The organism is Pseudomonas parafulva (assembly GCF_002021815.1).
Classification (GTDB): Bacteria; Pseudomonadota; Gammaproteobacteria; order Pseudomonadales; family Pseudomonadaceae; genus Aquipseudomonas; species Aquipseudomonas parafulva_B.
Genome location: NZ_CP019952.1, coordinates 1,928,527 through 1,951,586 on the forward strand (window position 1 = coordinate 1,928,527; position 23,060 = coordinate 1,951,586).

Annotated in this window: 28 protein-coding genes and 1 tRNA gene; 14 read left to right on the top strand and 15 right to left on the bottom strand. The window is 60.0% G+C overall.

Annotation, left to right across the window (positions count from 1 at the left end; all coding sequences use genetic code 11):
- Positions 1-110 precede the first annotated feature (110 nt).
- On the bottom strand, positions 111-347 hold the full coding sequence (locus B2J77_RS08545) for a hypothetical protein (RefSeq protein WP_078478382.1): 237 nt from the start codon (positions 345-347) through the stop codon (positions 111-113).
- Between the two features lie 36 nt (positions 348-383).
- On the bottom strand, positions 384-605 hold the full coding sequence (locus B2J77_RS08550) for a hypothetical protein (protein WP_058637815.1): 222 nt from the start codon (positions 603-605) through the stop codon (positions 384-386).
- 365 nt (positions 606-970) lie between these two features.
- Between B2J77_RS08550 and B2J77_RS08555 the strand changes: the two genes are divergently transcribed.
- Complete coding sequence (locus B2J77_RS08555; protein ID WP_058637814.1) at positions 971-1,204, top strand: hypothetical protein; 234 nt, start codon at positions 971-973, stop codon at positions 1,202-1,204.
- A gap of 101 nt (positions 1,205-1,305) precedes the next feature.
- Here B2J77_RS08555 and adhP read toward each other — a convergent pair whose 3' ends face one another.
- The gene (gene adhP / locus B2J77_RS08560) at positions 1,306-2,316 is read right to left on the bottom strand and encodes an alcohol dehydrogenase AdhP (protein ID WP_078478383.1); all 1,011 of its coding nucleotides are present in this window, start codon (positions 2,314-2,316) and stop codon (positions 1,306-1,308) included.
- Positions 2,317-2,751: 435 nt separating this feature from the next.
- Here adhP and B2J77_RS08565 point away from each other — a divergent pair, with 435 nt between their 5' ends.
- Positions 2,752-2,943, top strand: a complete 192-nt coding sequence (locus B2J77_RS08565) for a hypothetical protein (protein WP_078478384.1) — start codon at positions 2,752-2,754, stop codon at positions 2,941-2,943.
- Positions 2,944-3,002: 59 nt separating this feature from the next.
- Here B2J77_RS08565 and B2J77_RS08570 read toward each other — a convergent pair.
- A tRNA-Leu gene (locus B2J77_RS08570) sits at positions 3,003-3,087 on the bottom strand.
- A gap of 291 nt (positions 3,088-3,378) precedes the next feature.
- Here B2J77_RS08570 and B2J77_RS08575 point away from each other — a divergent pair.
- From B2J77_RS08575 to B2J77_RS08585, 3 genes are read left to right on the top strand one after another with little or no spacing between them, the layout of a single operon-like run.
- A complete protein-coding gene (locus tag B2J77_RS08575; RefSeq protein ID WP_078478385.1) occupies positions 3,379-4,533 on the top strand; it encodes a two-component system sensor histidine kinase NtrB in 1,155 nt (384 codons plus the stop codon).
- Between the two features lie 10 nt (positions 4,534-4,543).
- Positions 4,544-5,989: an ATPase domain-containing protein gene (locus tag B2J77_RS08580; protein WP_078478386.1), complete on the top strand. Its 1,446-nt coding sequence runs from the start codon at positions 4,544-4,546 to the stop codon at positions 5,987-5,989.
- 11 nt (positions 5,990-6,000) lie between these two features.
- Entirely contained in the window at positions 6,001-6,354 is a 354-nt protein-coding gene (locus tag B2J77_RS08585; protein WP_058637809.1) for a response regulator, read from the top strand.
- A gap of 41 nt (positions 6,355-6,395) precedes the next feature.
- Here the strand turns inward: B2J77_RS08585 and csrA are convergent, their stop codons facing one another.
- From csrA to B2J77_RS08620, 8 genes are all read right to left on the bottom strand, one after another.
- Positions 6,396-6,587 carry a carbon storage regulator CsrA gene (csrA, locus tag B2J77_RS08590; RefSeq protein ID WP_058637808.1) on the bottom strand — a complete coding sequence of 64 codons (192 nt, stop codon included), beginning with the start codon at positions 6,585-6,587 and terminating at the stop codon, positions 6,396-6,398.
- A 254-nt stretch (positions 6,588-6,841) separates the two neighbouring features.
- Positions 6,842-7,864, bottom strand: coding sequence for a DNA topoisomerase IB (locus B2J77_RS08595; RefSeq protein WP_058637807.1), 1,023 nt, complete (start codon positions 7,862-7,864; stop codon positions 6,842-6,844).
- A 71-nt stretch (positions 7,865-7,935) separates the two neighbouring features.
- The gene (gene modC / locus B2J77_RS08600) at positions 7,936-9,027 is read right to left on the bottom strand and encodes a molybdenum ABC transporter ATP-binding protein (protein ID WP_078478387.1); all 1,092 of its coding nucleotides are present in this window, start codon (positions 9,025-9,027) and stop codon (positions 7,936-7,938) included.
- A gap of 1 nt (position 9,028) precedes the next feature.
- Positions 9,029-9,709 (bottom strand): molybdate ABC transporter permease subunit, encoded by a 681-nt coding sequence (modB, locus tag B2J77_RS08605; protein WP_058637805.1) that lies wholly within the window; start codon positions 9,707-9,709, stop codon positions 9,029-9,031.
- Entirely contained in the window at positions 9,709-10,461 is a 753-nt protein-coding gene (modA, locus tag B2J77_RS08610; protein WP_058637804.1) for a molybdate ABC transporter substrate-binding protein, read from the bottom strand. Before modA ends, modB begins: the two co-directional genes overlap by 1 nt.
- Before the next feature lie 107 nt (positions 10,462-10,568).
- A complete protein-coding gene (locus B2J77_RS08615) occupies positions 10,569-11,645 on the bottom strand; it encodes an NAD(P)H-dependent flavin oxidoreductase (protein WP_058637803.1) in 1,077 nt (358 codons plus the stop codon).
- 39 nt (positions 11,646-11,684) lie between these two features.
- Positions 11,685-11,855 (bottom strand): hypothetical protein, encoded by a 171-nt coding sequence (locus tag B2J77_RS21465; protein WP_167339645.1) that lies wholly within the window; start codon positions 11,853-11,855, stop codon positions 11,685-11,687.
- A gap of 8 nt (positions 11,856-11,863) precedes the next feature.
- Positions 11,864-12,166: a DUF1883 domain-containing protein gene (locus B2J77_RS08620; protein WP_027916110.1), complete on the bottom strand. Its 303-nt coding sequence runs from the start codon at positions 12,164-12,166 to the stop codon at positions 11,864-11,866.
- A 159-nt stretch (positions 12,167-12,325) separates the two neighbouring features.
- Between B2J77_RS08620 and B2J77_RS08625 the strand changes: the two genes are divergently transcribed.
- The 8 genes from B2J77_RS08625 (at position 12,326) to B2J77_RS08660 (ending at position 19,745) form a co-directional block, all read left to right on the top strand.
- A complete protein-coding gene (locus B2J77_RS08625) occupies positions 12,326-12,688 on the top strand; it encodes a hypothetical protein (protein ID WP_058637940.1) in 363 nt (120 codons plus the stop codon).
- A 77-nt stretch (positions 12,689-12,765) separates the two neighbouring features.
- On the top strand, positions 12,766-13,416 hold the full coding sequence (locus B2J77_RS08630; RefSeq protein WP_058637802.1) for a c-type cytochrome: 651 nt from the start codon (positions 12,766-12,768) through the stop codon (positions 13,414-13,416).
- Positions 13,413-14,324, top strand: a complete 912-nt coding sequence (locus tag B2J77_RS08635; protein WP_078478388.1) for a c-type cytochrome — start codon at positions 13,413-13,415, stop codon at positions 14,322-14,324. The genes B2J77_RS08630 and B2J77_RS08635 overlap by 4 nt, the downstream gene beginning before the upstream one ends.
- A 183-nt stretch (positions 14,325-14,507) precedes the next feature.
- On the top strand, positions 14,508-15,347 hold the full coding sequence (gene galU, locus B2J77_RS08640) for a UTP--glucose-1-phosphate uridylyltransferase GalU (RefSeq protein ID WP_058603367.1): 840 nt from the start codon (positions 14,508-14,510) through the stop codon (positions 15,345-15,347).
- Between the two features lie 147 nt (positions 15,348-15,494).
- Positions 15,495-16,850, top strand: coding sequence for a glutathione-disulfide reductase (gene gorA, locus B2J77_RS08645; RefSeq protein ID WP_058637800.1), 1,356 nt, complete (start codon positions 15,495-15,497; stop codon positions 16,848-16,850).
- 246 nt (positions 16,851-17,096) lie between these two features.
- The gene (gene ahpC / locus B2J77_RS08650; protein ID WP_028686434.1) at positions 17,097-17,660 is read left to right on the top strand and encodes an alkyl hydroperoxide reductase subunit C; all 564 of its coding nucleotides are present in this window, start codon (positions 17,097-17,099) and stop codon (positions 17,658-17,660) included.
- Positions 17,661-17,847: 187 nt separating this feature from the next.
- Complete coding sequence (gene ahpF / locus B2J77_RS08655; RefSeq protein ID WP_058637799.1) at positions 17,848-19,410, top strand: alkyl hydroperoxide reductase subunit F; 1,563 nt, start codon at positions 17,848-17,850, stop codon at positions 19,408-19,410.
- 146 nt (positions 19,411-19,556) lie between these two features.
- Positions 19,557-19,745, top strand: coding sequence for a hypothetical protein (locus B2J77_RS08660; protein ID WP_058637798.1), 189 nt, complete (start codon positions 19,557-19,559; stop codon positions 19,743-19,745).
- 3 nt (positions 19,746-19,748) lie between these two features.
- On the opposite strand, the gene B2J77_RS08665 is transcribed toward B2J77_RS08660, so the two are convergent.
- The 3 genes from B2J77_RS08665 to nhaR form a co-directional block, all read right to left on the bottom strand.
- On the bottom strand, positions 19,749-20,396 hold the full coding sequence (locus tag B2J77_RS08665) for a YceH family protein (RefSeq protein WP_058603363.1): 648 nt from the start codon (positions 20,394-20,396) through the stop codon (positions 19,749-19,751).
- Between the two features lie 75 nt (positions 20,397-20,471).
- Positions 20,472-21,683, bottom strand: coding sequence for a serine/threonine transporter SstT (sstT, locus tag B2J77_RS08670; RefSeq protein WP_058637797.1), 1,212 nt, complete (start codon positions 21,681-21,683; stop codon positions 20,472-20,474).
- Between the two features lie 84 nt (positions 21,684-21,767).
- Entirely contained in the window at positions 21,768-22,661 is an 894-nt protein-coding gene (gene nhaR / locus B2J77_RS08675) for a transcriptional activator NhaR (RefSeq protein ID WP_058637796.1), read from the bottom strand.
- Between the two features lie 132 nt (positions 22,662-22,793).
- Between nhaR and B2J77_RS08680 the strand changes: the two genes are divergently transcribed.
- Positions 22,794-23,033 carry a hypothetical protein gene (locus tag B2J77_RS08680; protein WP_058637795.1) on the top strand — a complete coding sequence of 80 codons (240 nt, stop codon included), beginning with the start codon at positions 22,794-22,796 and terminating at the stop codon, positions 23,031-23,033.
- Positions 23,034-23,060 lie beyond the last annotated feature (27 nt).

Here is a 23,060-nt window from a genome sequence, read left to right on the forward strand (position 1 = left end):
TCGAGTCTGTCCCTGTAAAGTTGGGACCATCTTAGAGTGAGCGCACCCGTGTCCCTACTGAATTGATTTCAGCACAGGATCAAGACTGCTCATGAAGCCAGGCGCGCGTGTCAGCCTTCAGGAAGGCTGACACCACAGACAAATTCGTTCGAGCCCAGGCGATGAGCGCCATATTCCACCACATACCCCGCCCCTCGGCGCTGGGCTTCGATATAGGCCGTACGCTGATCAGCGTAAACGTCGACAAAGTGCCACGGATGACGGTCTCTCAATACGCCCCACCCCAGTACCCACCCTGGATTGTAAGGATCGGCAGGCAGGTTCCTCGTAAGACTACGGACACTCATCCGAAACTCCTGTATTGAACGGTTGAATTAATGGGCTCAACAGGTGTAGAGGATGGTGTAGGACGCATCACACTTGGGTACGATTACGACTGGTTTTTCGAACAACAGGTTGCCGTGAGTGCTTGTTTTGAAGTGCGCCTTCTCCAGACACTCCCATAGGCCCAAATCATGTATTTCAATGCGCGTGGCAACCCGCGCCTGGCGGCTGAGTTCATCTTGAATTCGTTCGACAACATCGCGCGCTTCTTCTTCTGTCATGACAATGGCTCCTGTTGAATCAGAGACGTCCACGTTCCGTGGATTCTGGACCGGGAACGGGGATGCCTGTTTAAGTAGAGCGCAATATGTGGCCCTTGGTGACCTTCTCCGACGAACGTAACAGACCTGATAGCTGTTCAAGGCCGGCGTAGATCAGGGCTGATGTGATGTCGGGACAGATAAACACAGCAAGGACTGCTAGTCTCAAGGTACCTGTTGATCGCTTTGGCTGAACCTCGCGCGGCAGTAGGGGTCATCAAGTAGGAGACCCACGATTTATTGCGTTTTGCGTTGCCAGTTTCTGAAAGGTTGGCTCGCTATGATCAGGCTCATCAGGTGAACACCTTCCGCAAAGGAGTCAGGCAATGGACTATTCCAGCATGGTCGAATCTTTGAACAAGATGCTCGAGGCGGCATCGGACGAGCGTGAGCGTGTGCAGGCGTGTGTAAAGGCCAAGGACACAGGTAAAAAGCCGCATACCGAAGCGGAGGATGCCGAGGTCATGGCACAGCTGCCAGTATCTCAAGTGTGGGTATATGAGGGGCGCAGCCGTAAAGCTCCCACATCAGCCTACGCGGTTCGAAGTCATGGTCGTTGAGCGCGGCGCTCATCAGTCTACAACCGCCACCGCAGTGGCCTGCGGCCCTGACGGGCAGGGCCGCTGCCTATTGCGCAGAGCTCGAGTGAAGTGCCCCTGGTTCAACCCTCGAACTGAATCACCATTCGGCCCTTGATGCGCCCATCGAGCATCTCTTCGAAAATCTGGTTGATGTCCTCGATGGGACGCAAGCTGACTTTTGGCACCACCTTGCCTTCGGCAGCAAATTGGAAGGCCTCTTGCAGGTCCTGGCGCGTCCCCACCAGCGAACCGATGACCTCAATGCCATCGAGTACCAGGCGGGGGATGTTCAGGTTCATCGCTTCCGATGGTAGCCCTACGGCAACCAGTCGCCCACCGGCACGCAGCGCGTCAACGGCCGAATCGAAAGCGCCCTTGGCCACGGCGGTAACCACAGCGGCATGGGCGCCACCGGTCTGTGCCTGGATGACCTTCGCGGCATCCTGGCTGGAAGGGTTTATGGCAAGATCGGCACCCATTTCTGTCGCAAAGCGCAGTTGTTCTTCGTTGACATCGACCGCAATGACCTTGGCATTGAAAACATTCTTGGCGTATTGCAGTGCCAGGTTGCCCAGTCCGCCAAGCCCGTAGATCGCGATCCATTGGCCGGGACGGATATTGGATGTCTTTACTGCCTTGTAAGTCGTCACGCCTGCGCAGGTAATGCTGCTGGCCGCGGCGGACCCTAGCCCCTCCGGTACCTTTACCGAGTAGTCGGCCTTGACGATGCAGGCTTCGGCCATGCCACCGTCTACGGTGTAACCGGCGTTCTTGACCTGTCGGCACAGCGTCTCATTGCCGCTGGTGCAATACTCGCAGTGACCGCAGCCCTCATAAAACCAGGCCACGCTGGCGCGGTCGCCTCGTTTGAGGGAGCTTACGCCAGGACCGACTTCTTGCACCACGCCAATGCCTTCATGGCCCAGCACAACACCCGTCTTGTCGCCGAAGTCGCCGTTCTTGACGTGCAAGTCAGTGTGGCAAACGCCGCAACACTGCATTTTCAATAGCGCCTCGCCGTATTCGAGTGGGCGAATACATTTTTCGACCACCTCAACGCGACCGCCTGGGGCTACGACAGCAGCTTTCATGCGAACCTCCGTGTCTATCCGGTTGACTTGAAAATAGCCCACGCACAATAGCGCCACCGTGCATGTGGGAAACTGCCGCAGGTCATAGAAAGTCAGGGGCGTGGAGGGCGGGGACAAAAAGAAAAGCCCGCGGCAAGAATGCGGCGGGCTGCAAGAACATACGGAGCAGGTTCAGATTGCCAAGGTGAATGTCATCATTTCGTGAAGGGAAGGTGATGGATGCGTCGTGCGCCAAGAAAATGTACGAGACGGCGGTGACAGGCCCTGCTGAGCGACCGACAAAAAAACGCCCGCCAGGAATCAGCGGGCCAAGGACGTTTTGAAGGGAGAGCCGCTACATTGGACGCGTGGAATTAACCTGGAATTAAATCACTGCGGCGTTGACCTCAGAGGCAGTTGAGCCTATACAAGCGTGCCACTTGAATTGAGGCCCATATGCACGACGACGAACTGCACGAACCTGAGCATGATCATTTGCTGGATCATGAGTTTCTTCATGACGAACAAGACGCGTTCGAGCCGGATGCTCATGGGGCGCAAGACGAGATCGAGGAGCCGTCGTTTGAGGAACTCGAAGAGGACGAGCGCAATCATCCTGCGTGGTTCGACGACTGCGATGATGAGTAGTGGCAGGCTAGCAAAAGGCAGGCAGCAAAAAAGGCGCCCTAGGCGCCTTCTTCAGGATGTGGTGCGAGTGGCGGGACTCGAACCCGCAAGGCTCACGCCGACAGATTTTAAGTCTGCTGTGTATACCAATTCCACCACACTCGCACGCTTGAAAGGGCCACGGGTGGCCGGCTCGCTTCAGACAGAAGGGCTGTGCAATCAAGGCGGCTTTATAACCCACCGTTATAGCAGAGTCAACCTTGGCTGACGTATTCCGCACATCACATCCCATCGCGAGCAGCCGATTGACAGTGGCATGAGCTTGGCCCAATGTTAGCCAAGTCACTGGATGTGATGGTCGGGCTGACGACTGCGCAACGACGGTGAACAGCGTGTGTCAATGCCTGAGATGTAGTCGTTTGGATTATGTTTACCTGCCGTACCGGTGGAGCTCGCATGGTTTCAACTGATTGCCAGGTCAATTCAGAAATGCCTGCTCATCGTTACGAGCAATTGGTCCAGTCCGTGGTGGACTATGCCATCTACATGCTGGATACCACCGGTCATATCGCCTCGTGGAATGCTGGCGCCCAGAGAATCAAGGGCTATAGCGCCGATGAAGTGGTGGGCCGTCATTTTTCTCTGTTCTTCACGCCTGAAGACTGCGCCGAAGGCAAGCCGGAGCAATTGCTGCGTCAAGCGCTTGAACACGGCGTGTCGCGGCATGAAGGGTGGCGACAGCGCAAAGACGGCACGCGCTTCTGGGCACTGGTGGCCCTCGATGTGGTGCGCGATGATCAAGGCCAGATCGTCGGGCTTGCCAAGGTGACGCGGGACATTACCGATCGGCGCGAGTCGGCGATGCAGCTGGACGCTGTCAGAGCGCAATTATTCGAAGCCCAGAAGCTCGAAGCGCTGGGTCAGCTGGCCGGGGGCCTGGCACATGATTTCAACAACCTGCTGACCATCATTCTTAGTTCTGCGCGCTTGGCCCTTGCCGCTCCCGACCCAGAACGCGCTCAGCGCATGCTGCACAATATTCTGGAAGCTGGCCAACGCGGCACTGACCTGACCCGTCAACTGCTCAGCTTTGCCCGTCATCGCAAGCTTGAGGTGACCTGTATCGAGCCGGCCAAATTGATCGACGCAACCCATGGCCTGCTTGTTCATGCACTGCCCAGTTCGATCACATTGGATACGCGAGTGCAACCCGATCTACCCAACATCGAAGTGGATGCTGGTCAGTTGCAAATGGTGCTGCTCAACTTGCTGTTCAATGCTCGGGATGCCATTGCCGAGGAAGGCCACATTGCCCTGACCGTCGAAGCAGTGTTACTCACAGGCGAGGTTGACGGCCTACATGGCCGCTTCGTCTGCTTCGACGTGCAAGACAGCGGCGAGGGCATCGCGGCGGATGTGCTGCCACGTATTTTCGAACCCTTCTTCACCACCAAGCCCTTCGGCAAGGGTACCGGCCTGGGCCTGAGCCAGGTGCACGGATTTGCCAGGCAAAGTGGCGGTGCCGTGAGCGTGCACAGCGAGTTGGGGGGCGGCACCCGCATGCGGCTTTATTTGCCCGTCCATTCAAGCCAGCCAGGTTTCAAGCCGTAAGGGGCGCAGCATGACTCAGACACTCAAGCGATTGCTGACTGGTATCGATGGGCTCGATGCCTTGCTCAAGGGCGGATTGGTGGCGGGGGCGTCGTACATCGTGCAGGGCCCACCTGGGGCAGGCAAGACCATCCTGGCCAACCAGATGGCCTGCGAGCATGTGCGCAAGGGAGGGCGGGCGCTGGTGGCAACCTTGCTCAGCGAGTCCCATGAGCGGTTATTTCAGTACCTGGGCACGCTGGACTTCTTCGACCCTTCGATGGTCGGCGACCAGATTCAGTTCGTTAGCGCTTTCGATACCCTGGAACAGGATGGCCTTGATGCCGTGGTCCGGTTGCTCAGGCAGGAGATCAGTCGACACAAGGCTAGCCTGCTGATCGTCGATGGCGTACTCAATGCTCGCGTACATGCCGAAACATCGCTCGATACCAAAAAATTCGTCTCGGCACTACAAGGTCATGCGGCTTTTGCCGGCTGCACCGTACTGTTGTTGACCAGTGCGCGGCTTGAGGAAGGCAGCCCTGAGCACACGATGGTCGACGGCGTGATCGAACTGGGTGAGCAGATGGTGGGTAGCCGCGCCGTTCGCACGATTCAGTTGCGCAAGACCCGTGGCAGTGGCGCCTTGTCCGGGCGCCACGAGTGCCTGATAGACGATACCGGTGTGACGGTGTTTCCACGTCTGGAGTCCTTGTTCGCCAAGCCCATTGGGCCCTGCAATGCAGCCGCATCACGAATCAGCAGCGGTGTGTCGGCGCTCGACGACATGCTCGATGGCGGTCTGTCCGCCGCATCGGTCACGCTGCTGATGGGCCCCTCGGGCATTGGCAAGACGTCGCTGGGCATGGCATTTCTGGCGGCCAGCACACCCCAGGCCCCCGGTTTGCATTTCGGCTTCTATGAATCACCCGATCGCCTGCACAGCAAGGCGGCTTTACTGGGGTACGACTTTGCAGCCATGGAGCAGGCCCAGAGCCTGACACTGTGCTGGGAGCCCAGTACGCAGGTGCTGTTGGACCAGCTGGGTGCGCGCTTGATCGAACAGGTACAGGCAACCGGCGCCAAGCGAGTACTGATCGACAGCCTGGGTGCGTTGAGCCGCCTGGCCACGGAACCCGGGCGCCTTAATGCCTTCTTTCGCGCGCTGACCGGGGAGCTGCGCGCTCGCCAGGTGAGTGTGATGCTGACCTGGGAAATGCGCGATATCTTCGGTGCGGAGATCAGCGCGCCGGCGCCCGACTTGTCCAGCATCGTCGACAACCTGGTGCTGATGCGATTCGTGGAGCATGACGGCACCTTGCGCCGGATGCTTTCAATCCTCAAAGCGCGCGACAGTGATCACGACGCGTCCTTGCATGAGCTTGTGATCGCTTCAACGGGAATCACATTGCGCAGAGCATTCGAAGGCACCAGTGGGGCCCTCTCTGGCACAGCCGTGCCGCAAGGGAGCCTGTAGGTTTCAGTTACATGAAGACCGTGCTGATCGTCGACGATGAATACCTGATAGCCGACATCTTGGGGTTTGCCCTGGAGGATGAAGGGTATGCGGTCGAAAAGGCGAGTAACGGCCGGAAAGCACTGGAGGTGCTCAACCGGGTGCAGGTGCAGTTGGTTATCACCGACTACATGATGCCCGTACTCGACGGCCAGGAGCTGGTGCGTGCCATGCGGGCTGACCCTGCGTTACAGACGCTGCCGGTCATCCTCATGAGCGGCGCCCAGGCCAACGAGGGATGCCCGGCATTATTCGCAGCAATATTCGACAAGCCATTCGACATGGACGAGATGATTGCGACCGTGCGTAACCTATTGGGCGGCTGAGGCTTTGGGCGCATCCCTGCTGCCCGCTTGAATGACCAGTGTCAGTCGTCTTGCTTTTCAGGGGCCGGGCTGCCGGCCTGGATGCGTTTGAAAATCTCCTCGCGGTGCACTTGAACATCCTTGGGTGCGTCGATGCCTATCCTCACCTGCATCCCTTTGACGCCCAGAATGGTGACTTTGATGTCGTCGTTGATGACGATGCTCTCGCCAACCTTACGGGTGAGTATCAGCATGTACTTCTCCTTGGTGATAAAAAAGTCCGCAGGCCATGTGCGCTGGCGGTGGGAGCATATCCCTTTTCCTTCTCATTACAGACGCTTTCGAAGCCTAGTAATTCCCAGAATGTCAAAATCTGTGGCACGCAGCGGGTATGTGGACAGCTAGGCACACGATGAAAGCTTCGTAGGACAAGGTGCTTCGTTTGCAAGGATAGTGGGGGCGCCGTTCAATGGGAAATACCTTTGCATCATCGGTTGGATAGACGCGCTCAATGTGCGGCCTGCTGTTCCAATGCCTTGAGAAAGACCAGTAACGCGACCTCTTCCGGGTCCAGCCCCTTGCGTACTCGGCTCTTGGGCAAGGCGGCCAGGCGCCCGAGCGTGTAGTGCTCCAGTACCGCTGGGTGGATGTAGCAGCGTCGGCATACCGCAGGGGTGTTGCCAAGGCGCGAGGCGACTTGCTTGACGATGGCAGCGACCTGGCGTTTGGCCTCGGTTTCCGGCTCCCAGGCCAAGGGCCTGAGCAGGTCCAGCGCAAGGCTGCTGCCGGCCCAGGTACGGTAGTCCTTGGCCGTGAAGTCGGCGCCAGTCAGCTGTTGCAGAAACTGATTGATGTCGCTCGAACCAATGCTGTGACGCTGGCCATCGGCATCGAGATACTGGAACAGTGCCTGGCCGGGCAGTTCCATGCAACGCTTGAGCAAGGCCGCCAGGCGTCGGTCGCGCAGCGTTACATCGTGTTCGACACCACGCTTGCCGCGGAACTGAAAGCGGATGGTACTGCCCTTGACCTCTACATGTCGATTACGCAGGGTTGTCAGCCCGTAGGACTTGTTGTCGCGCATATAGCGCTGGTTGCCAATGCGGATGAGGGTATGGTCCAGCAGGCTGACCACCAGGGCCATGACCTTTTCACGGTCAAGGCCCGGTCGAGACAAGTGGGCTTCCAGTTGTGAGCGCAGCTTTGGCAACGCCTGGGCGAAGGCGAGCATGCGGCCGTACTTGTGCTGGTCACGGGTTTCACGCCACTGGGCATGATAACGGTACTGTTTGCGGCCACGGGCGTCGCGGCCAGTGGCCTGCAGGTGCCCTTGCGGGTCGGCGCATATCCAGACATCGGTGTAGGCCGGTGGGATTACCAGTGCAGCGATACGTGCCAGTGTTTCGGGGTCGCGTACCCGTTCACCGTTGGCATCCAGGTAGATGAAGCGGTCGCGCCAGCGGCGGCGAGTCAAACCGGGCTGGCTGTCGTCGACGTAATGCAGCGTTTCGGGAAGCGGGCAGTCGAGCATGGGCGGCAGGCCTCGATCAAGTCACTGATCAATGGACAACAGCCGCTTGGCCGTTGCTCCATTTCCGCACGTCAGCTGAGCAATGCAACCGATTTGATCTGTGCATACAGGCGCTGGCCTGGGTGCACCCCAAGCTGGTCCGCCGAAAAACGGGTAATGCGGGCGAGCAGGATGCTACCGTCGGCATCCAGGCTGACCAACAGATGGGCTGGGTTGTCAGCAGCGTGGGTGTCGCGTACCTGAACATGCACTCGGTTGAGGATACTTGAGGTGCCGTCAGCGGTGAGCGCCAGGCTTACGTCGCGCGCATGGACCTTGACCCGCAAGGCGCTGCCCAGGGCGCGCATGGGGTGTGCGCAACGTAAGACGAGCCCTTTGTTGCCAGGCAGGCGCAGCTCAAGCAGATCGTAGTGCGGGTCGTGCCCTGTCACCTGGCCTTCGAGCACCACACCGGCGTCATCGCCCTGGGCCAGCGACAAGTCCAGACGGGCCAAGGTAGGCGCAACCGAACCGCTTGCCACCACACGTCCGTGCTCGAGCAGCACCACATGGTCCGCCAGGCGTGCCACTTCGTCCTGGGCGTGGCTGACATAGACCACGGGTACGTCCAGCTCCTCGTGCAAGCGCTCGAGGTAAGGCAGGATTTCGCGCTTGCGGGGCCCGTCAAGAGCGGCCAGGGGCTCATCCATCAGCAGCAGTCGGGGGCTGCTGAGCAGCGCACGGGCAATCCCGACGCGTTGCGCCTCGCCTCCCGATAACGTCGAAGGTCGGCGCGCCAGCAGGTGACTGATACCCAGCAGCTCGCTGGCATGTTCCAGACTTACCTTGCGCTGGCTCGACGGGACACGGCGCCAGCCGAACTCCAGGTTGCCCCGTACGCTCAGGTGCGCAAACAGGCTGGGCTCCTGGAAAACGTAGCCCACCGGGCGCTGGTGGGGCGGTAGAAAGACGTCGCGAGCGGTGTCCTCCCAGACCTCGCCATTGACTTGCACATACGCCTGACCAGGGCGCTCCAAGCCGGCCAGGCAGCGCAGGCAACTGGTTTTGCCTGACCCGGAGTGCCCAAACAAGGCGCTGATACCGCGCCCTGGCAGTTGCAGGTCGACGTCCAGCGTGAAAGCGTCGCGTGCCAGTTTCAGGCGTGCCACGATCAAGTGCGTCATGTCAGTTCCAGCCCGTATTGCCGCGTTTGCCTGCGTACAGCAACAGCAGCACCAGGAAAGAGAACACCAGCATGGCGCCTGCGAGCCAGTGAGCCTGGGTGTAGGCCATCGCCTCGACATGGTCGAAAATCTGCACGGACACCACGCGGGTCTTGTCGGGAATGTTGCCACCGATCATCAGCACGACACCAAACTCGCCTACGGTGTGGGCAAAACCCAGAATGCTGGCAGTGATGAAGCCAGGACGGGCCAGTGGTAGCGCCACGTGCACGAAACTGTCCCACGGCCCGGCGCGCAGCGTGGCCGCCACTTCCATGGGGCGTTTACCGATGGCGGCAAAAGCGTTTTGCAGCGGCTGGACCACAAAGGGCATCGAGTAGATGACCGAGCCGATCACAAGGCCCGAGAAGCTGAACACCACACTGTCCAGGCCCAGTGCTGCAATCGCTTGGCCAAGCCAGCCATGCGGGCCTAGTGCAATCAGCAGGTAGAACCCGATCACCGTAGGCGGCAGCACCAGAGGCAGGGCAACGATGGCACCTATCGGGCCGCGAAGCCATGACCGGGTGCGTGCCAGCCACCAGCCGATGGGTGTGCCCACGATCAACAGGATCAGGGTGGTCAGGCTGGCCAGCTTCAGGGTAAGCCAGATGGCGCCAAGGTCACTGGCATCGAGCGGCATCAGATTTCATAGCCGTAGGCTTTGATTACCGCAGCAGCGTTGGGGCCCTTGAGGTAGTCCACCAGGGCCTTGGCAGCCGGGTTGTCCTTGCCTTTTTTCAGGATCACTGCGTCCTGGCGGATGGGGTCGTGCAAGGAAGCCGGGACGATCCAGGCCGAACCACTCTGTACCTTGCCATCCTTGAAGATCTGCGACAGCGCCACGAAGCCCAGCTCTGCATTACCGGTAGATACGAACTGGAAGGCTTGGGTGATATTTTGACCCTCGACCCATTTGGCGCGCGTCGCCTCGGTCAACTTGAGCTTTTCCAGCACTTGCGTGGCCGCCAGGCCATACGGCGCGGTCTTTGGATTGGCGAGTGAGAGGTGCTTGTAGGCATTGCCTTGCAAGACCGCGCCCTTGTCATCCACATACCCAGGCTGGGCCGACCACAGGGCCAGTGTTCCGATGGCGTAGGTAAAGCGTGAGCCCGGCACGATGGCGTTCTCTTGCTCGAGCTTGGCCGGGGTGCTGTCGTCTGCTGCCAGGAACACTTCGAAGGGGGCACCGTTCTTGATCTGGGCATAGAACTGCCCGGTAGCGCCGTAGGCTGCGATCAACGTATGGCCGGTGTCCTTCTCGAAATCCTTGGCGATGGCCTGGATTGGCGCGGTGAAGTTGGCAGCGACAGCCACCTGGACCTCGTCGGCCCAGGCGGTGTTCAGCATGATCAGGCTGGCGAGGGCGGCTAGATAGGGCAGGCGAGAACGCATTGGGACAGCTCCTGGTTTTCGTTATATGCCTGACTATATAGCGCTTCGCCAGTTGCCTGCAGCTGTTTTTGTTAAATAGAGGTTGGAGCAAGTTTCGAGCGGTCCGATTAGCGGCTTAGTCGAGCCAATGCTTTGTCTGCAATGTCACGGGTCAGGTCTGCAGCGGACATGTACCGGCCAAGGCGCAGTGCCTGGCCTGCCCAAAGGTTGCTGAAGTCACTGTCGCCTTGGGCCTCAGTGATCGCCCGCAACGGCATCAACGCGCCACCTGCCAGTGGAAACCGCGGTGCCTGCGCGCTCATGGGGCCCAGATCGCGCATCAGGCGATTATTGATGCCGCGGGCCGGGCGACCAGTGAACAAGTTGGTCAGGGCCGTGTCGCTGGCCGGTGCACTGTCCAGCGCCTGCCGGTGAAACGACGACACGTTTGCCTCAGGGCAGAACAGGTAAGCAGTGCCGATCTGCACCGCAGAAGCGCCCAGTGCCAATGCGGCCAGCAGACCACGGTGATCGGCAATACCACCGGCCGCGATCACCGGTACATCAACGGCATCGGCCACTTGCGGCACCAGCGCAAGCGTACCGATTTGGGTGGTGATGTCTTCACTGAGGAACATGCCGCGATGCCCGCCAGCCTCATAGCCCATGGCGATGATCGCATCGCAGCCACGGTCCTGTAGCCAGCGCGCCTCTTCGACAGTGGTGGCACTGGACAGTACCCGGGCCCCGCTGGCTTTGACCCTGCGTAGCAGGTCAGCCTGAGGCAGGCCGAAGTGGAAACTCACCACTTCAGGGCGCAGTTCCTCAACCAGCTGGCAGCTCTGTTCGTCGAAAGGGGCGCGATTAGACGCCGGCGCAGGTGCTTCGAAATCAGCCCCCAGTGCTCGATAGTAGGGTTCAAGCGTCTGCTTCCACGCGGTCAGGGCGTCGGCATCGCAAGCCGGTACCTGATGGCAGAAGAAGTTCAGGTTCAGGGCGCGGCCAGGGCTGGCAGCTCGAAAGGCCGCGATGTGCTCGCGTACCTGCTGGTGAGTGAGCATGGCGCAAGGCAGGGCGCCCAGACCACCAGCCTGGCTTACCGCAATGGCCATCGCCGTGCCCGATGCCCCAGCCATCGGCGCTTGAAGGATGGGCCGTTCGATACCCAGCAAATCGAGAATACGGCGATCGGGCCACTGACTCATGCGAAGCTCCTTCAAGCGCGGTGAATGGGGACTGGGCGATTAGAGTGCCTTGCTGACCTGGATGTCGCTGACCTTGTCGACATCTTCACCATGGATCTTGCGCAGGGCTTGCAGGGCCTGTTCCGGAGAGTCGTCTGACATGAGGGCGAAATCCCAGCGGCGCTGGCCTTCGAGCTTGTATTTGATGACGTACTTGATGGTCTGGGTCATGGCTGGCCTTACCTGAGTTGCGACGAGGAACGGCGGATGATCTTGATCTTGTGCGTGAGGCTGGGCTTGCGCGTGACCGAGATCGGACGGGTCGTCACGGTATCGATGGTGATGTTCCAGAAACCGGTGCTGGGCACGGTGATCTTGGCGGGGAACTTGTCGAAGTGGCCGCCGTGATAAGTGTGACGACCGCCATTCTTGAAGCTGCGAAAGTTGGCGTCGTTCATCAGACGGATGTTGCAGCGCTGGGAACACTCGATGACGACGATATCGTCCTCGTTGAGGTGCTCGCGCTGGTGTACGAATTTCATGTGTGGCTCCGCAAAGTCTGGTTTTGCAAACGCGCACGATACCACGATGCGCGGTAAGCGCGCCGGGCGGCTGATCGGGCGCAGATAAATCTGCCAGTCCAGGGAGCAAAAGAGCCAGATCACGGTCGAACGGGGTTCGTGATGACAGAGGTGCAGCAGATGAAGTGGATGTTGGCGGCGTGGATGCTGACCCTGGCCGGGTGCGCCAGTGTGTCTGACCTTGAACAGTCCCATGAGACGATGGATGTGATGTCAGGCAAGACGCCACGTGAATATGCCGACTGCGTGAAGGCCCGCCTGGCCGACTCGCGTGGCCCGTTGACGGAAGAGAAACGCGGCGATGGATTGCGTCTGATCGTGCCGCAGAAGTTCTCGCCAGGCGAGGGCCCAGGCGCGCTCCTGGATATCAGCCAGCGTAGCAACAATGGCAGCAGCATCAAGTTGCATGAGCGTCTGAGCAACTTCCCATTGCGCCCGGGTGATGTGCGCAAAGCCGCGACGGCTTGTATTTCCGGGGATTGACCCAGCGCAAGTGACCATCCTCCTTTTGCTTATATGTTTTGGGCCTAAGCATATAACAATAGAAAAGGAGGTTCGTGATGAAACCGTTCAGCGTCATGGTGATCGGTGGCCTGATGTCCCTGGCCTGGGCATCGGCCCACGCTGCAGATGGCCAGAAAGTCTTTACCCAAGGGGGCGCAGACCCCGCTGCCCTGGCCTGCATCGGGTGCCACGGTGCCGATGGCAACGGCATCGGCGCAGCAGGCTTCCCCAGGCTCGCTGGCCTGCCGGCCTCGTACTTGAGCAAGCAATTGCATGACTGGCGCAAGGATACTCGACAGCAGGCAGTAATGGCGCCCGTGGCAAAGGCGTTGTCCGAGGACGAGATCACGGCGGTGAGCGCCTATCTGGCCAGCTTGCCGGCACCGCCAACCGGTGACCTGCGCCGTCAGCAAATTGCCGATGATCCAACGCTGCGGCTTGCGCTTTATGGCGACTGGGAGCGGCATATCCCCGGATGTATCCAGTGTCACGGCCCTGGCGGTGGCGGGGTGGGCGAGCACTTCCCTCCGTTGTCTGGTCAGCCTGCAGCTTACCTGGTGGCACAACTCAACGCCTGGCGGGATGGAACGCGCAGTAACGATCCCAACCAGCTGATGGTCGGCGTGGCCAAGGCCATGACCCCTGACGAGATCACGGCCGTTGCCGAGTTTTTCGCCCGTCCCGCCAACCTGGAGGCCAAGCCATGAAGCCCTTGCTTACAGCCCTGCTGCTGGCCGCAGGCAGCGCTCACGCCAACCCCGTGACCATGGAGGACCAGTCCCAGCTCAAGGTGCCGGATGCACAGGCGCAGCCGCGCTTCGTGCCGCCGGCCGAGGGCGAGTTGCCGGACAATGCGTTTGGCAAGATGGTGCGCGAGGGGCACGCCCTGTTCGTCGATACCCGGCGACTGATGCCTGAAGCGGTTGGAAACGGCATGAACTGCAGTAACTGCCACCTAGATCAAGGGCGCATGGCGCACTCGGCCCCCCTGTGGGGCGCCTATCCGATGTACCCGGCTTACCGCAAGAAAAACGACAAGGTCAACACCTATGCCGAGCGAATCCAAGGCTGTTTTCAGTTCAGCATGAACGGCAAGCCGCCGGCGGCTGACAGTCCGCAGATGACTGCGCTGTCGGTTTATTCCTACTGGCTTTCTACCAAGGCGCCGACCGGGGTCGAGTTGGCCGGGCGAGGTTATCCGGAAGTGGCGCCGCCAGCGGGTGGCTATGACTTCACGCGTGGGCAGAAGGTGTATCTCGAACAATGTGCGATCTGCCACGGCAAGCAGGGCGAAGGGCAGAAGGTGGCGGGCGAGTATGTGATGCCGCCGCTCTGGGGCAGGGACGCCTACAACTGGGGGGCGGGCATGCACCGGATCAACACGGCGGCGTCATTCATCAAGTACAACATGCCACTGGGTCGACCGGGTTCGCTCAGCGACCAGCAGGCCTGGGATGTGGCGGCCTGGATAAACCGGCACGAGCGGCCCCAGGACCCACGGCTGGTGGAGGGCTCCATCGAGAAAACGCGCCTGAAGTTCCATGCCAATGACGGGGTCAACCTCTATGGCCAGAAGGTCGAGGGGGTGTTGATCGGGCAGGGCACCGGTCACTGATGACCGGGCAAGGGCCTGGAGGGGTGACGTACCGGTCAGGAATATTGGGCGACCCTTTGAACTATCCGTGAGCGGTTGCCTCTATGTTCCCAACGATCGGCCACAGGCGGGGCATTGTAAGGTGACCGCCGCCTGATTAGACTGCGCCGTAACCCCCAGGCCTAGCCTTTGTTAAGGACGTTTATGATCAAGAAATGCTTGTTCCCGGCAGCCGGCTATGGCACTCGCTTCCTGCCCGCCACCAAAGCCATGCCGAAGGAAATGCTGCCAGTGGTCAACAAGCCGTTGATCCAGTACGGCGTTGAGGAAGCATTGGATGCAGGATTGAGCGAGATCTCCATCGTTACCGGTCGCGGTAAGCGCGCGCTGGAAGATCACTTCGACATCAGCTACGAGCTGGAAAACCAGATCAAGGGCACCGACAAGGAGAAATATCTGGTAGGCATTCGTCGCCTCCTGGACGAGTGCTCGTTCTCCTACACCCGTCAGACCGAGATGAAAGGCCTGGGCCATGCTATCCTCACCGGCCGTCCGCTGATCGGCGACGAGCCCTTCGCCGTAGTGCTGGCGGACGACCTGTGTGTCAACCCTGAAGGCGACGGCGTGCTGACCCAAATGGTGAAGCTGTACAACCAGTTCCGTTGCTCGATCGTCGCCATTCAGGAAGTCGATCCGCAGGAAACCAACAAGTACGGTGTCATTGCCGGCGACATGATCCGTGACGACATCTTCCGTGTGACCAACATGGTAGAGAAACCAAAACCTGAAGATGCCCCGTCCAACTTGGCGATCATCGGCCGTTACATCCTGACCCCGGATATCTTCGACATCATCGCCAATACCGAACCCGGCAAGGGCGGCGAAATCCAGATCACCGACGCCTTGCTGCAACAGGCCCAGAATGGCTGCGTAATCGCGTACAAGTTCAAAGGCCAGCGTTTCGACTGCGGTGGCGCCGAAGGCTACATCGACGCGACCAACTTCTGCTTCGAGAACTACTACAAGACCGGCAAGGCCTACTGAGCCCCTGCTGCAAGCCAGGCGCGTTTTTTCTTGCCGCCTGATGCTTGAAGCTTGAAACTGCCGGTACCAAGCTGCAAGTGACAAGCCACGCTGCCCGTTGTGCAGTCTGCCGCTTGAAGCTTGCAGCTTTTTTTTGGAGAACGAAAAGTGGCCTACGATTTTGATCTGTTCGTGATTGGCGCCGGCTCCGGTGGCGTGCGCGCCGCACGGTTCGCTGCCGGTTTTGGCGCGAAGGTAGCGGTTGCCGAGAGCCGCTACCTGGGCGGCACCTGTGTCAACGTGGGGTGTGTGCCTAAAAAGCTGCTAGTGTACGGCGCCCATGTGGCCGACGAACTGGAGCAAGCGGCTGGATACGGCTGGACCTTGGAAGAAGGGCACTTCGACTGGGGTACGCTGATCGCCAACAAGAACCGTGAAATCGAACGGCTTAATGGCATCTACCGCAACCTGCTGGTCAACAGCGGCGTAACCCTGATTCAAGGCCATGCGCGCATGACCGGGCCCAACGAAGTCGAGGTCGAAGGTCAGCGCTACAGCGCCGAGCACATCCTGATCGCCACCGGCGGCTGGCCCCAGGTGCCGGACATCCCTGGCAAGGAATTGGCGATCACCTCCAACGAAGCGTTCTACCTCAAGGACCTGCCGCGGCGGGTGCTGGTGGTGGGCGGCGGCTACATCGCGGTGGAATTCGCCGGGATCTTCCAGGGGCTGGGCGCCGCGACCACGTTGCTGTATCGCGGCGATCTGTTCCTGCGCGGCTTCGATGGTTCGGTGCGTACCCACCTCAAGGAAGAGCTCGAAAAACGCGGGCTCGACTTGCAGTTCAATGCTGACATCCAGCGCATCGACAAACTCGAGGATGGCAGCCTCAAGGCGACGCTCAAGGACGGGCGGGAACTGGTTGCCGACTGCATCTTCTACGCCACCGGCCGGCGTCCGATGCTGGACAACCTTGGCTTGGAAAACACCGGCGTCGAACTGGATGACAAGGGGTATGTGCGAGTAGACGATCAATACCAGACCACGGCGCCCTCGATCCTGGCCATTGGTGATGTGATCGGCCGCGTGCAACTGACGCCTGTGGCACTGGCTGAAGGTATGGGCGTGGCCAGGCGTTTGTTCAAGCCGGAGCAGTACCGCCCCGTGGACTACCAGAATATCCCCACGGCAGTGTTCAGTCAGCCGCCTATCGGCACGGTAGGGCTCACCGAAGAACAGGCTGTCGAGCAGGGCTATGAGGTCAAGATCTTCGAAAGCCGCTTCCGCGCCATGAAGCTGACCCTCACCGACATCCAGGAAAAGACCCTGATGAAGCTGGTGGTGGATGCCAAGACCGACAAGGTGCTCGGTTGCCACATGGTCGGGCCGGATGCAGGCGAGATCATCCAGGGCCTGGGCATCGCGCTCAAAGCGGGCGCGACCAAGCAACAGTTCGATGAAACCATCGGCGTGCACCCCACGGCAGCGGAAGAATTCGTGACCATGCGCACGGTGACTCGCTGACTCAACCCAGGCCGCACGCAACGTGCGGCCTGGTTGCGGGGTGGCGGTTAACGAGCCGCAGCCCCCACGCCGCCGCATCCATGGGTTGCCGCCCGCTTGGGCAACACCGGGCTAGGCAGCCCTTGACCGGTCTGGCTCATAGCCAAAGCCAATCATAAGCATCAGGTTTGCCAATGAGCCTTTATCGGTCCATGCGGTTAGGATTCTCTCCGTCAACTGATTTCAACCCATGAAGGAGCGTCTCTCATGCCTATCATCAACAGCCAGGTCAAACCGTTCAACGCCACTGCCTACCACAAGGGCGAGTTCGTCCCGGTCAGCGAAGCCGACCTGAAAGGCAAATGGTCTGTCGTGTTCTTCTATCCAGCCGACTTCACTTTCGTATGCCCGACCGAGCTGGGTGACCTTGCTGACAACTACGCCGAGTTCCAGAAACTGGGCGTTGAGATCTACGGTGTTTCCACTGACACCCACTTCACCCACAAAGCGTGGCACGACACCTCGGACACCATCGGCAAGATCCAGTACCCACTGATTGGCGACCCGACCCATGTGATCGCCCGCAACTTCGACGTACTGATCGAAGAAGCCGGCCTGGCTGACCGCGGTACCTTCGTGATCAACCCCGAAGGCCAGATCAAGATCGTCGAGCTGAACGACGGTGGTGTAGGTCGTGACGCTACCGAGTTGCTGCGCAAGGTCAAGGCTGCCCAGTACGTCGCCGCGCACCCAGGCGAAGTCTGCCCAGCCAAGTGGAAAGAAGGCGAGGCTACTCTGGCGCCGTCGCTGGACCTGGTCGGCAAGATCTGATTCTCGCCCGATAAGCGCCTGTGCAGCGGCAGCGCCGCGCAGGCCTTGCGGGATGAGCAGCCAGTCATGTGCCATACGCGGGCGGTAAGCAGCCGCCACAGCTGAACCACTTACCGCCCCGTCAAACGCCCGGGCGACTTCGCCTGGGCGTTTTTGTATCCGAGTTTTGAAAAAGGAAATCGCCCGTATGTTGGACGCCACGCTTAAATCGCAACTGAAAACCTACCTGGAGCGGGTCACCCAGCCGATCGAGATCGTTGCTTCCCTCGACGACGGTGCGAAGTCCCGCGAATTACACGACCTGCTGGTGGAAATCGCCGGCTTGTCCAGCCTCATCACCCTGCGAGCCGATGGCGACGACGCCCGCCGCCCTTCGTTCTCGCTCAATCGCCCCAACGGCGACATCAGCCTGCGTTTCGCCGGCATTCCCATGGGCCACGAGTTCACGTCCCTGGTACTGGCGCTGCTGCAAGTGGGCGGCCACCCCTCCAAGGCCAGCCTGGAAGTGATCGAGCAGATCCAGGCGCTGGAAGGGGAGTTCAGCTTCGAGACCTACTTCTCGCTGTCCTGCCAGAACTGCCCGGATGTGGTTCAGGCATTGAACCTGATGGCGGTGCTCAACCCCAACGTACGCCACGTGGCCATCGACGGTGCACTGTTCCAGGCTGAAGTCGATGCCCGCCAGATCATGGCCGTGCCCAGCGTGTACCTCAACGGTGAGGTGTTCGGCCAGGGGCGCATGGGTCTTGAGGAAATTCTTGGCAAGATTGACACCAACGCCGGCGCGCGTCAGGCCGAGAAACTCAATGCCAAGCAGGCGTTCGATGTACTGGTCGTGGGCGGTGGCCCGGCAGGTGCTTCTGCCGCCATCTATGCAGCGCGCAAGGGTATCCGCACCGGCGTGGCCGCCGAACGGTTCGGTGGGCAGGTGCTCGACACCATGGCCATCGAGAACTTTGTGTCCGTGCATGAAACCGAAGGCCCGAAACTGGCCACCGCGCTTGAAGAACACGTCAAGCAGTACGAGGTGGACATCATGAACCTGCAGCGCGGTGAAGCACTGATTCCGGCTACCGACGGCGGCCTGCATGAAGTGCGCATGGCGAGCGGGGCTTCGCTCAAGGCCAAGACCGTCATCCTGGCCACCGGCGCTCGCTGGCGCGAGATGAATGTACCGGGTGAACAGCAATACCGTGGCCGCGGCGTGGCCTACTGCCCGCACTGCGATGGCCCATTGTTCAAGGGCAAGCGCGTGGCGGTGATTGGTGGCGGTAACTCCGGCGTGGAAGCGGCGATCGATTTGGCAGGTATCGTGGCGCAGGTGACGTTGATTGAATTCGATAGCCAGCTGCGTGCCGATGCGGTGCTGCAACGCAAGTTGCACAGCTTGCCTAACGTGACGGTCATCACCCAGGCACTGACCACCGAAGTGATCGGCAATGGCGAAAAAGTAACTGGCCTGCGTTATAAGGACCGGACCAGCGACATCGAACAGGAGCTGGCGTTGGAGGGGATTTTCGTTCAGATCGGTCTGTTGCCGAACACCGATTGGCTCAAAGGCACCGTTGAACTGTCGGCACGCGGCGAAATCATCGTCGATGCCAAGGGGCAGACCAGTATTGCGGGTGTGTTCGCTGCAGGTGACGTAACGACGGTGCCCTACAAACAGATCGTGATCGCTGTAGGCGAAGGGGCGAAGGCGTCTCTGGCCGCCTTCGACCACCTGATCCGCACCACGGCCCCTGCATAAGCGACATTTGGGCAGAGCCGCAACCCTCGCATGCACTGGCCGTGCTCTACGGCGCAGCGCATGCGGGGGTTTTGTCATGGGCCTGGCTAAACCCCCGTGGCATGAGGGTGTCTATGCTTACATGCAGACCCTCCAGGAGCCACGCCATGACCCTGATCAGCCGCGAACCCTGGTGGCTAGTGCCGCCAAAGCCTGGGCAGACTGAACAAGACCTGCACTGGGGCTACCTTGAGATCTACAGTAACGGCCGCACCGTATTCGTCGATCAGCGCCCAAGCGATCGTGAAATGGCCGAGCGCAAGAGCTGCCGCAACTTCCCCAAATCAGACCGTTGAAGCCTAGCCGCCAAGTGCGTCCAGGCGAGCTTCCAATGCAGCGATACGCGCTTCCAGTGCTTCGATTCGATCCTGCGCGGCCGCGCCGGTACCGCTGCGTGTTGGACCTTCCTGCTGCCTTGCGGCCAGAATGGTTTCTATTTCCGCCGGGTCACCCAACCCATGCGTGTAACGGTCTTCCCGCTGACCGGCCTGACGCGGCAGGTGCACGGCCAAGTTACGTGATACCAGGCGCTCGAGCTGGTGGCGGACCTGGTCAGTATCGTCGAAGTCGTGCAGGCGGTTGCTGCGGGCTAGCAACTCGCTGAGGGTCTGCGGGCCACGCAGGAACATCAGCCCCATCAGCACCAGCTGTGCAGGCACCAATTCCAGCGCCTTGTCCACCCGGTGTTCCCAGCGATCGGCGCGGCTGCCCATCTGCAGGCGTGCCATCTGTTGTGCTTCGAGGCTGCGCAGCGCCTGGCCTACTTGGCCCTGGGTAAGGTTCATCACCGGTTCGCGGCTGGTCTTTTGGTTACAGGCCAGGAGCAGGGCGTTGAGGGTGAGTGGGTAGCTTTCCGGGCTGGTGGCCTGTTTTTCGATCAGCGAGCCGAGCACGCGAATCTCGACGCTGTTCAAGCGACCTTCAGTGGTGGTGTCTTGCTCGGACATGGCCCTGTCTCATTGCTGGGAAAAGGCCATTAGCGTAGGTAAATGAGGGGAGGGCCGCAAGACGGCCCGGCTGAATCAGGCGCTGCGGCGCTCCTCGGCCTGGCAAGCGGCTGCAGTGAACAGCACGTCGGTGGAGGAGTTGAGTGCGGTTTCGGCGGAATCCTGCAGCACGCCGATGATGAACCCCACCGCCACGACCTGCATGGCGATTTCACTGGGAATACCGAACAGGCTGCAGGCCAGCGGGATGAGCAGCAAGGAACCGCCGGCCACGCCTGACGCACCGCAAGCACAGACCGCCGCTACCACACTGAGCAACACGGCCGTGGGGAGATCCAAGGGAATGCCCAAAGTGTGCACCGCCGCCAGCGTCAATACGGTAATGGTGATTGCAGCGCCGGCCATGTTGATCGTGGCCCCCAGCGGAATGGATACCGAATAAGTATCCTCATGCAGCCCAAGCCGTTCGGACAACGCCATGTTCACAGGAATATTGGCTGCCGAACTGCGGGTGAAAAATGCAGTAATACCGCTTTCGCGTAGACACAGCAGGGTGAGCGGGTAGGGATTGCGACGGGTTTTCCAGAACACGATCAGCGGGTTCATGACCAGAGCGACGAACAGCATGCACCCGATCAGTACCGCCAGCAGGTGCAGGTACCCCAGCATCGCTTTCAGCCCGGACTGAGCCAAGGTGGAGGTGACCAGGCCGAAGATGCCCAGTGGCGCAAAGCGAATGACAATGCGCACGATCAGCGTAACGCCATTGGACAGGTCGTCGACCACCTTGCGGGTGGTGTCACCGGCGTGGCGCAATGCGATGCCCAGGCCGATCGCCCAAGTCAGCACACCGATGAAATTAGCGTTGAGCAGCGCGTTGATCGGGTTGTCGACCGCACTGAGCAGCAGGTTCTTCAACACCTCGTTGATGCCGCCCGGTGCACTTAGGGTGGCGTCGGCTGCGTTCAGTACCAGGTGCGAAGGAAACATCATGCTGGCAACCACCGCCACGACAGCCGAGGCGAACGTGCCGAGCAAGTACAGCCACAAGATGGGACGGATGTGGGTTTCCTGTCCGTGTCGATGATTGGCAATCGATGCCATGACCAGGATGAATACCAGCACGGGTGCCACCGCCTTCAAGGCACTGACGAACACCGTACCGAAAAAGCCCAGGTCGCGGGCGACGGCTGGCGCGATCAGGGCAAGGGCGATACCTGCCACCAGACCGATCACGATTTGCGTCACCAGGCCGGTGCGGTTGAGAAGGCGAAGGAGCGGTGTCATGCGCAGCGAGGTCCCGAAATCTGAAAAGGGCTGGACTTTACCATAGACCTTGGTCAGGCACTTGCTGGCCGTTGTCAGGAAACGCTACCAGTTGAACAGTTCGCGTCGTGCCCCTTCAGTGATGGCAACGATGCCAGGATGCTTGACCTTGCGCTCGACTGAAATAGCGTAGAAGGACTCGTTCACGGCCTCGGTTTGTCCGATCAGTTGTACGCCATATTGGCGACACACTTCTTCGGCAATTACGCTGGGCGCCACGAAGATGCCACTGCCAGACTGCCCGAACGCCTGCATCAAGGCGCTGTCGTCGAACTCGCCGACGATACGCGGTTGGATATGTTGCTCACCAAGCCAGCGCAGAAGGCGGCTGCGCAGTACGGTTTCCTGCCCGGGTATGAGCAGCGGTGCATCGTGCAAGCACTCCGGGAACAGGCCGTCATGCCGGTGGGCCAATGTTGGGGTTGCGAAAAAGCTCAGGCCACATTCTCCCAGTTTCTGGCTATAGCCTTTGATGTCCAGGTGCGGCGGCATCGGGCTGTCTGAAATGACCAGGTCCAGTCGCTGAATGGCAAGGTCGGCCAGGAGGCGCTCCAGCTTGTCTTCACGGCAGTTGATGCGCAGCACATTCTCAAGCTCCATGGTCGGTGCCAATAATCGATAGACAATGGATTTGGGCACCACGTCAGCCACCCCGACCCGGAACAGAATCTGCTCCTGGGGGCCGGCACGCAGCATGGCTTCAAGCTCTCCCCCTAGCTGGAACATCTGCTCGGCGTACGTGAGCGCCTGGCGTCCGGTTTCAGTCAATTCCAATTGCCGACCAACCCGCTGGAACAACTCGACGCCATAAGCCTGTTCCAACAGCGTGATCTGCCCGCTGATGGTCTGTGGCGTCAAGTTCAATTGCTCGCTGGCGCGAACGATGCTGCCGGTTCGGGCTACCACCCAGAAGTAGTGAAGCTGGCGATAGTTAAGCATGAGCGCAAAGGCCAATTCGAAAAAACCGAAGTATATCGCTTGAAAATACGAATTTTACAGAAGTGTTGCGCCGACTAGAATCCACATCATTCAGGCTGATACGAGCCTGCGCACATCATTCCGGAGGCGCCTATGCTGTATTTCAAATCAATGGGTACTGCGCTGGTCATGGGCATGACGCTGATAGTACTGGCCGGCTGTGATCAGGCTGAGAAGTCTGCGCAGCAGGTGCTGGACCAGGCAGCGAAGTCGGCTCAGCAGGTTATCGAGCAAACCAATCAGGCTGCCCAGCAGGCCCTGAGCGACGCGCTGGGGCCCGAGAAGCAAGAGCCCGAGCAAGATGACCCTGCCTCCAAAACCCAGGACATTTGATCCCTAACCCGCGTGACAGGATGTGAA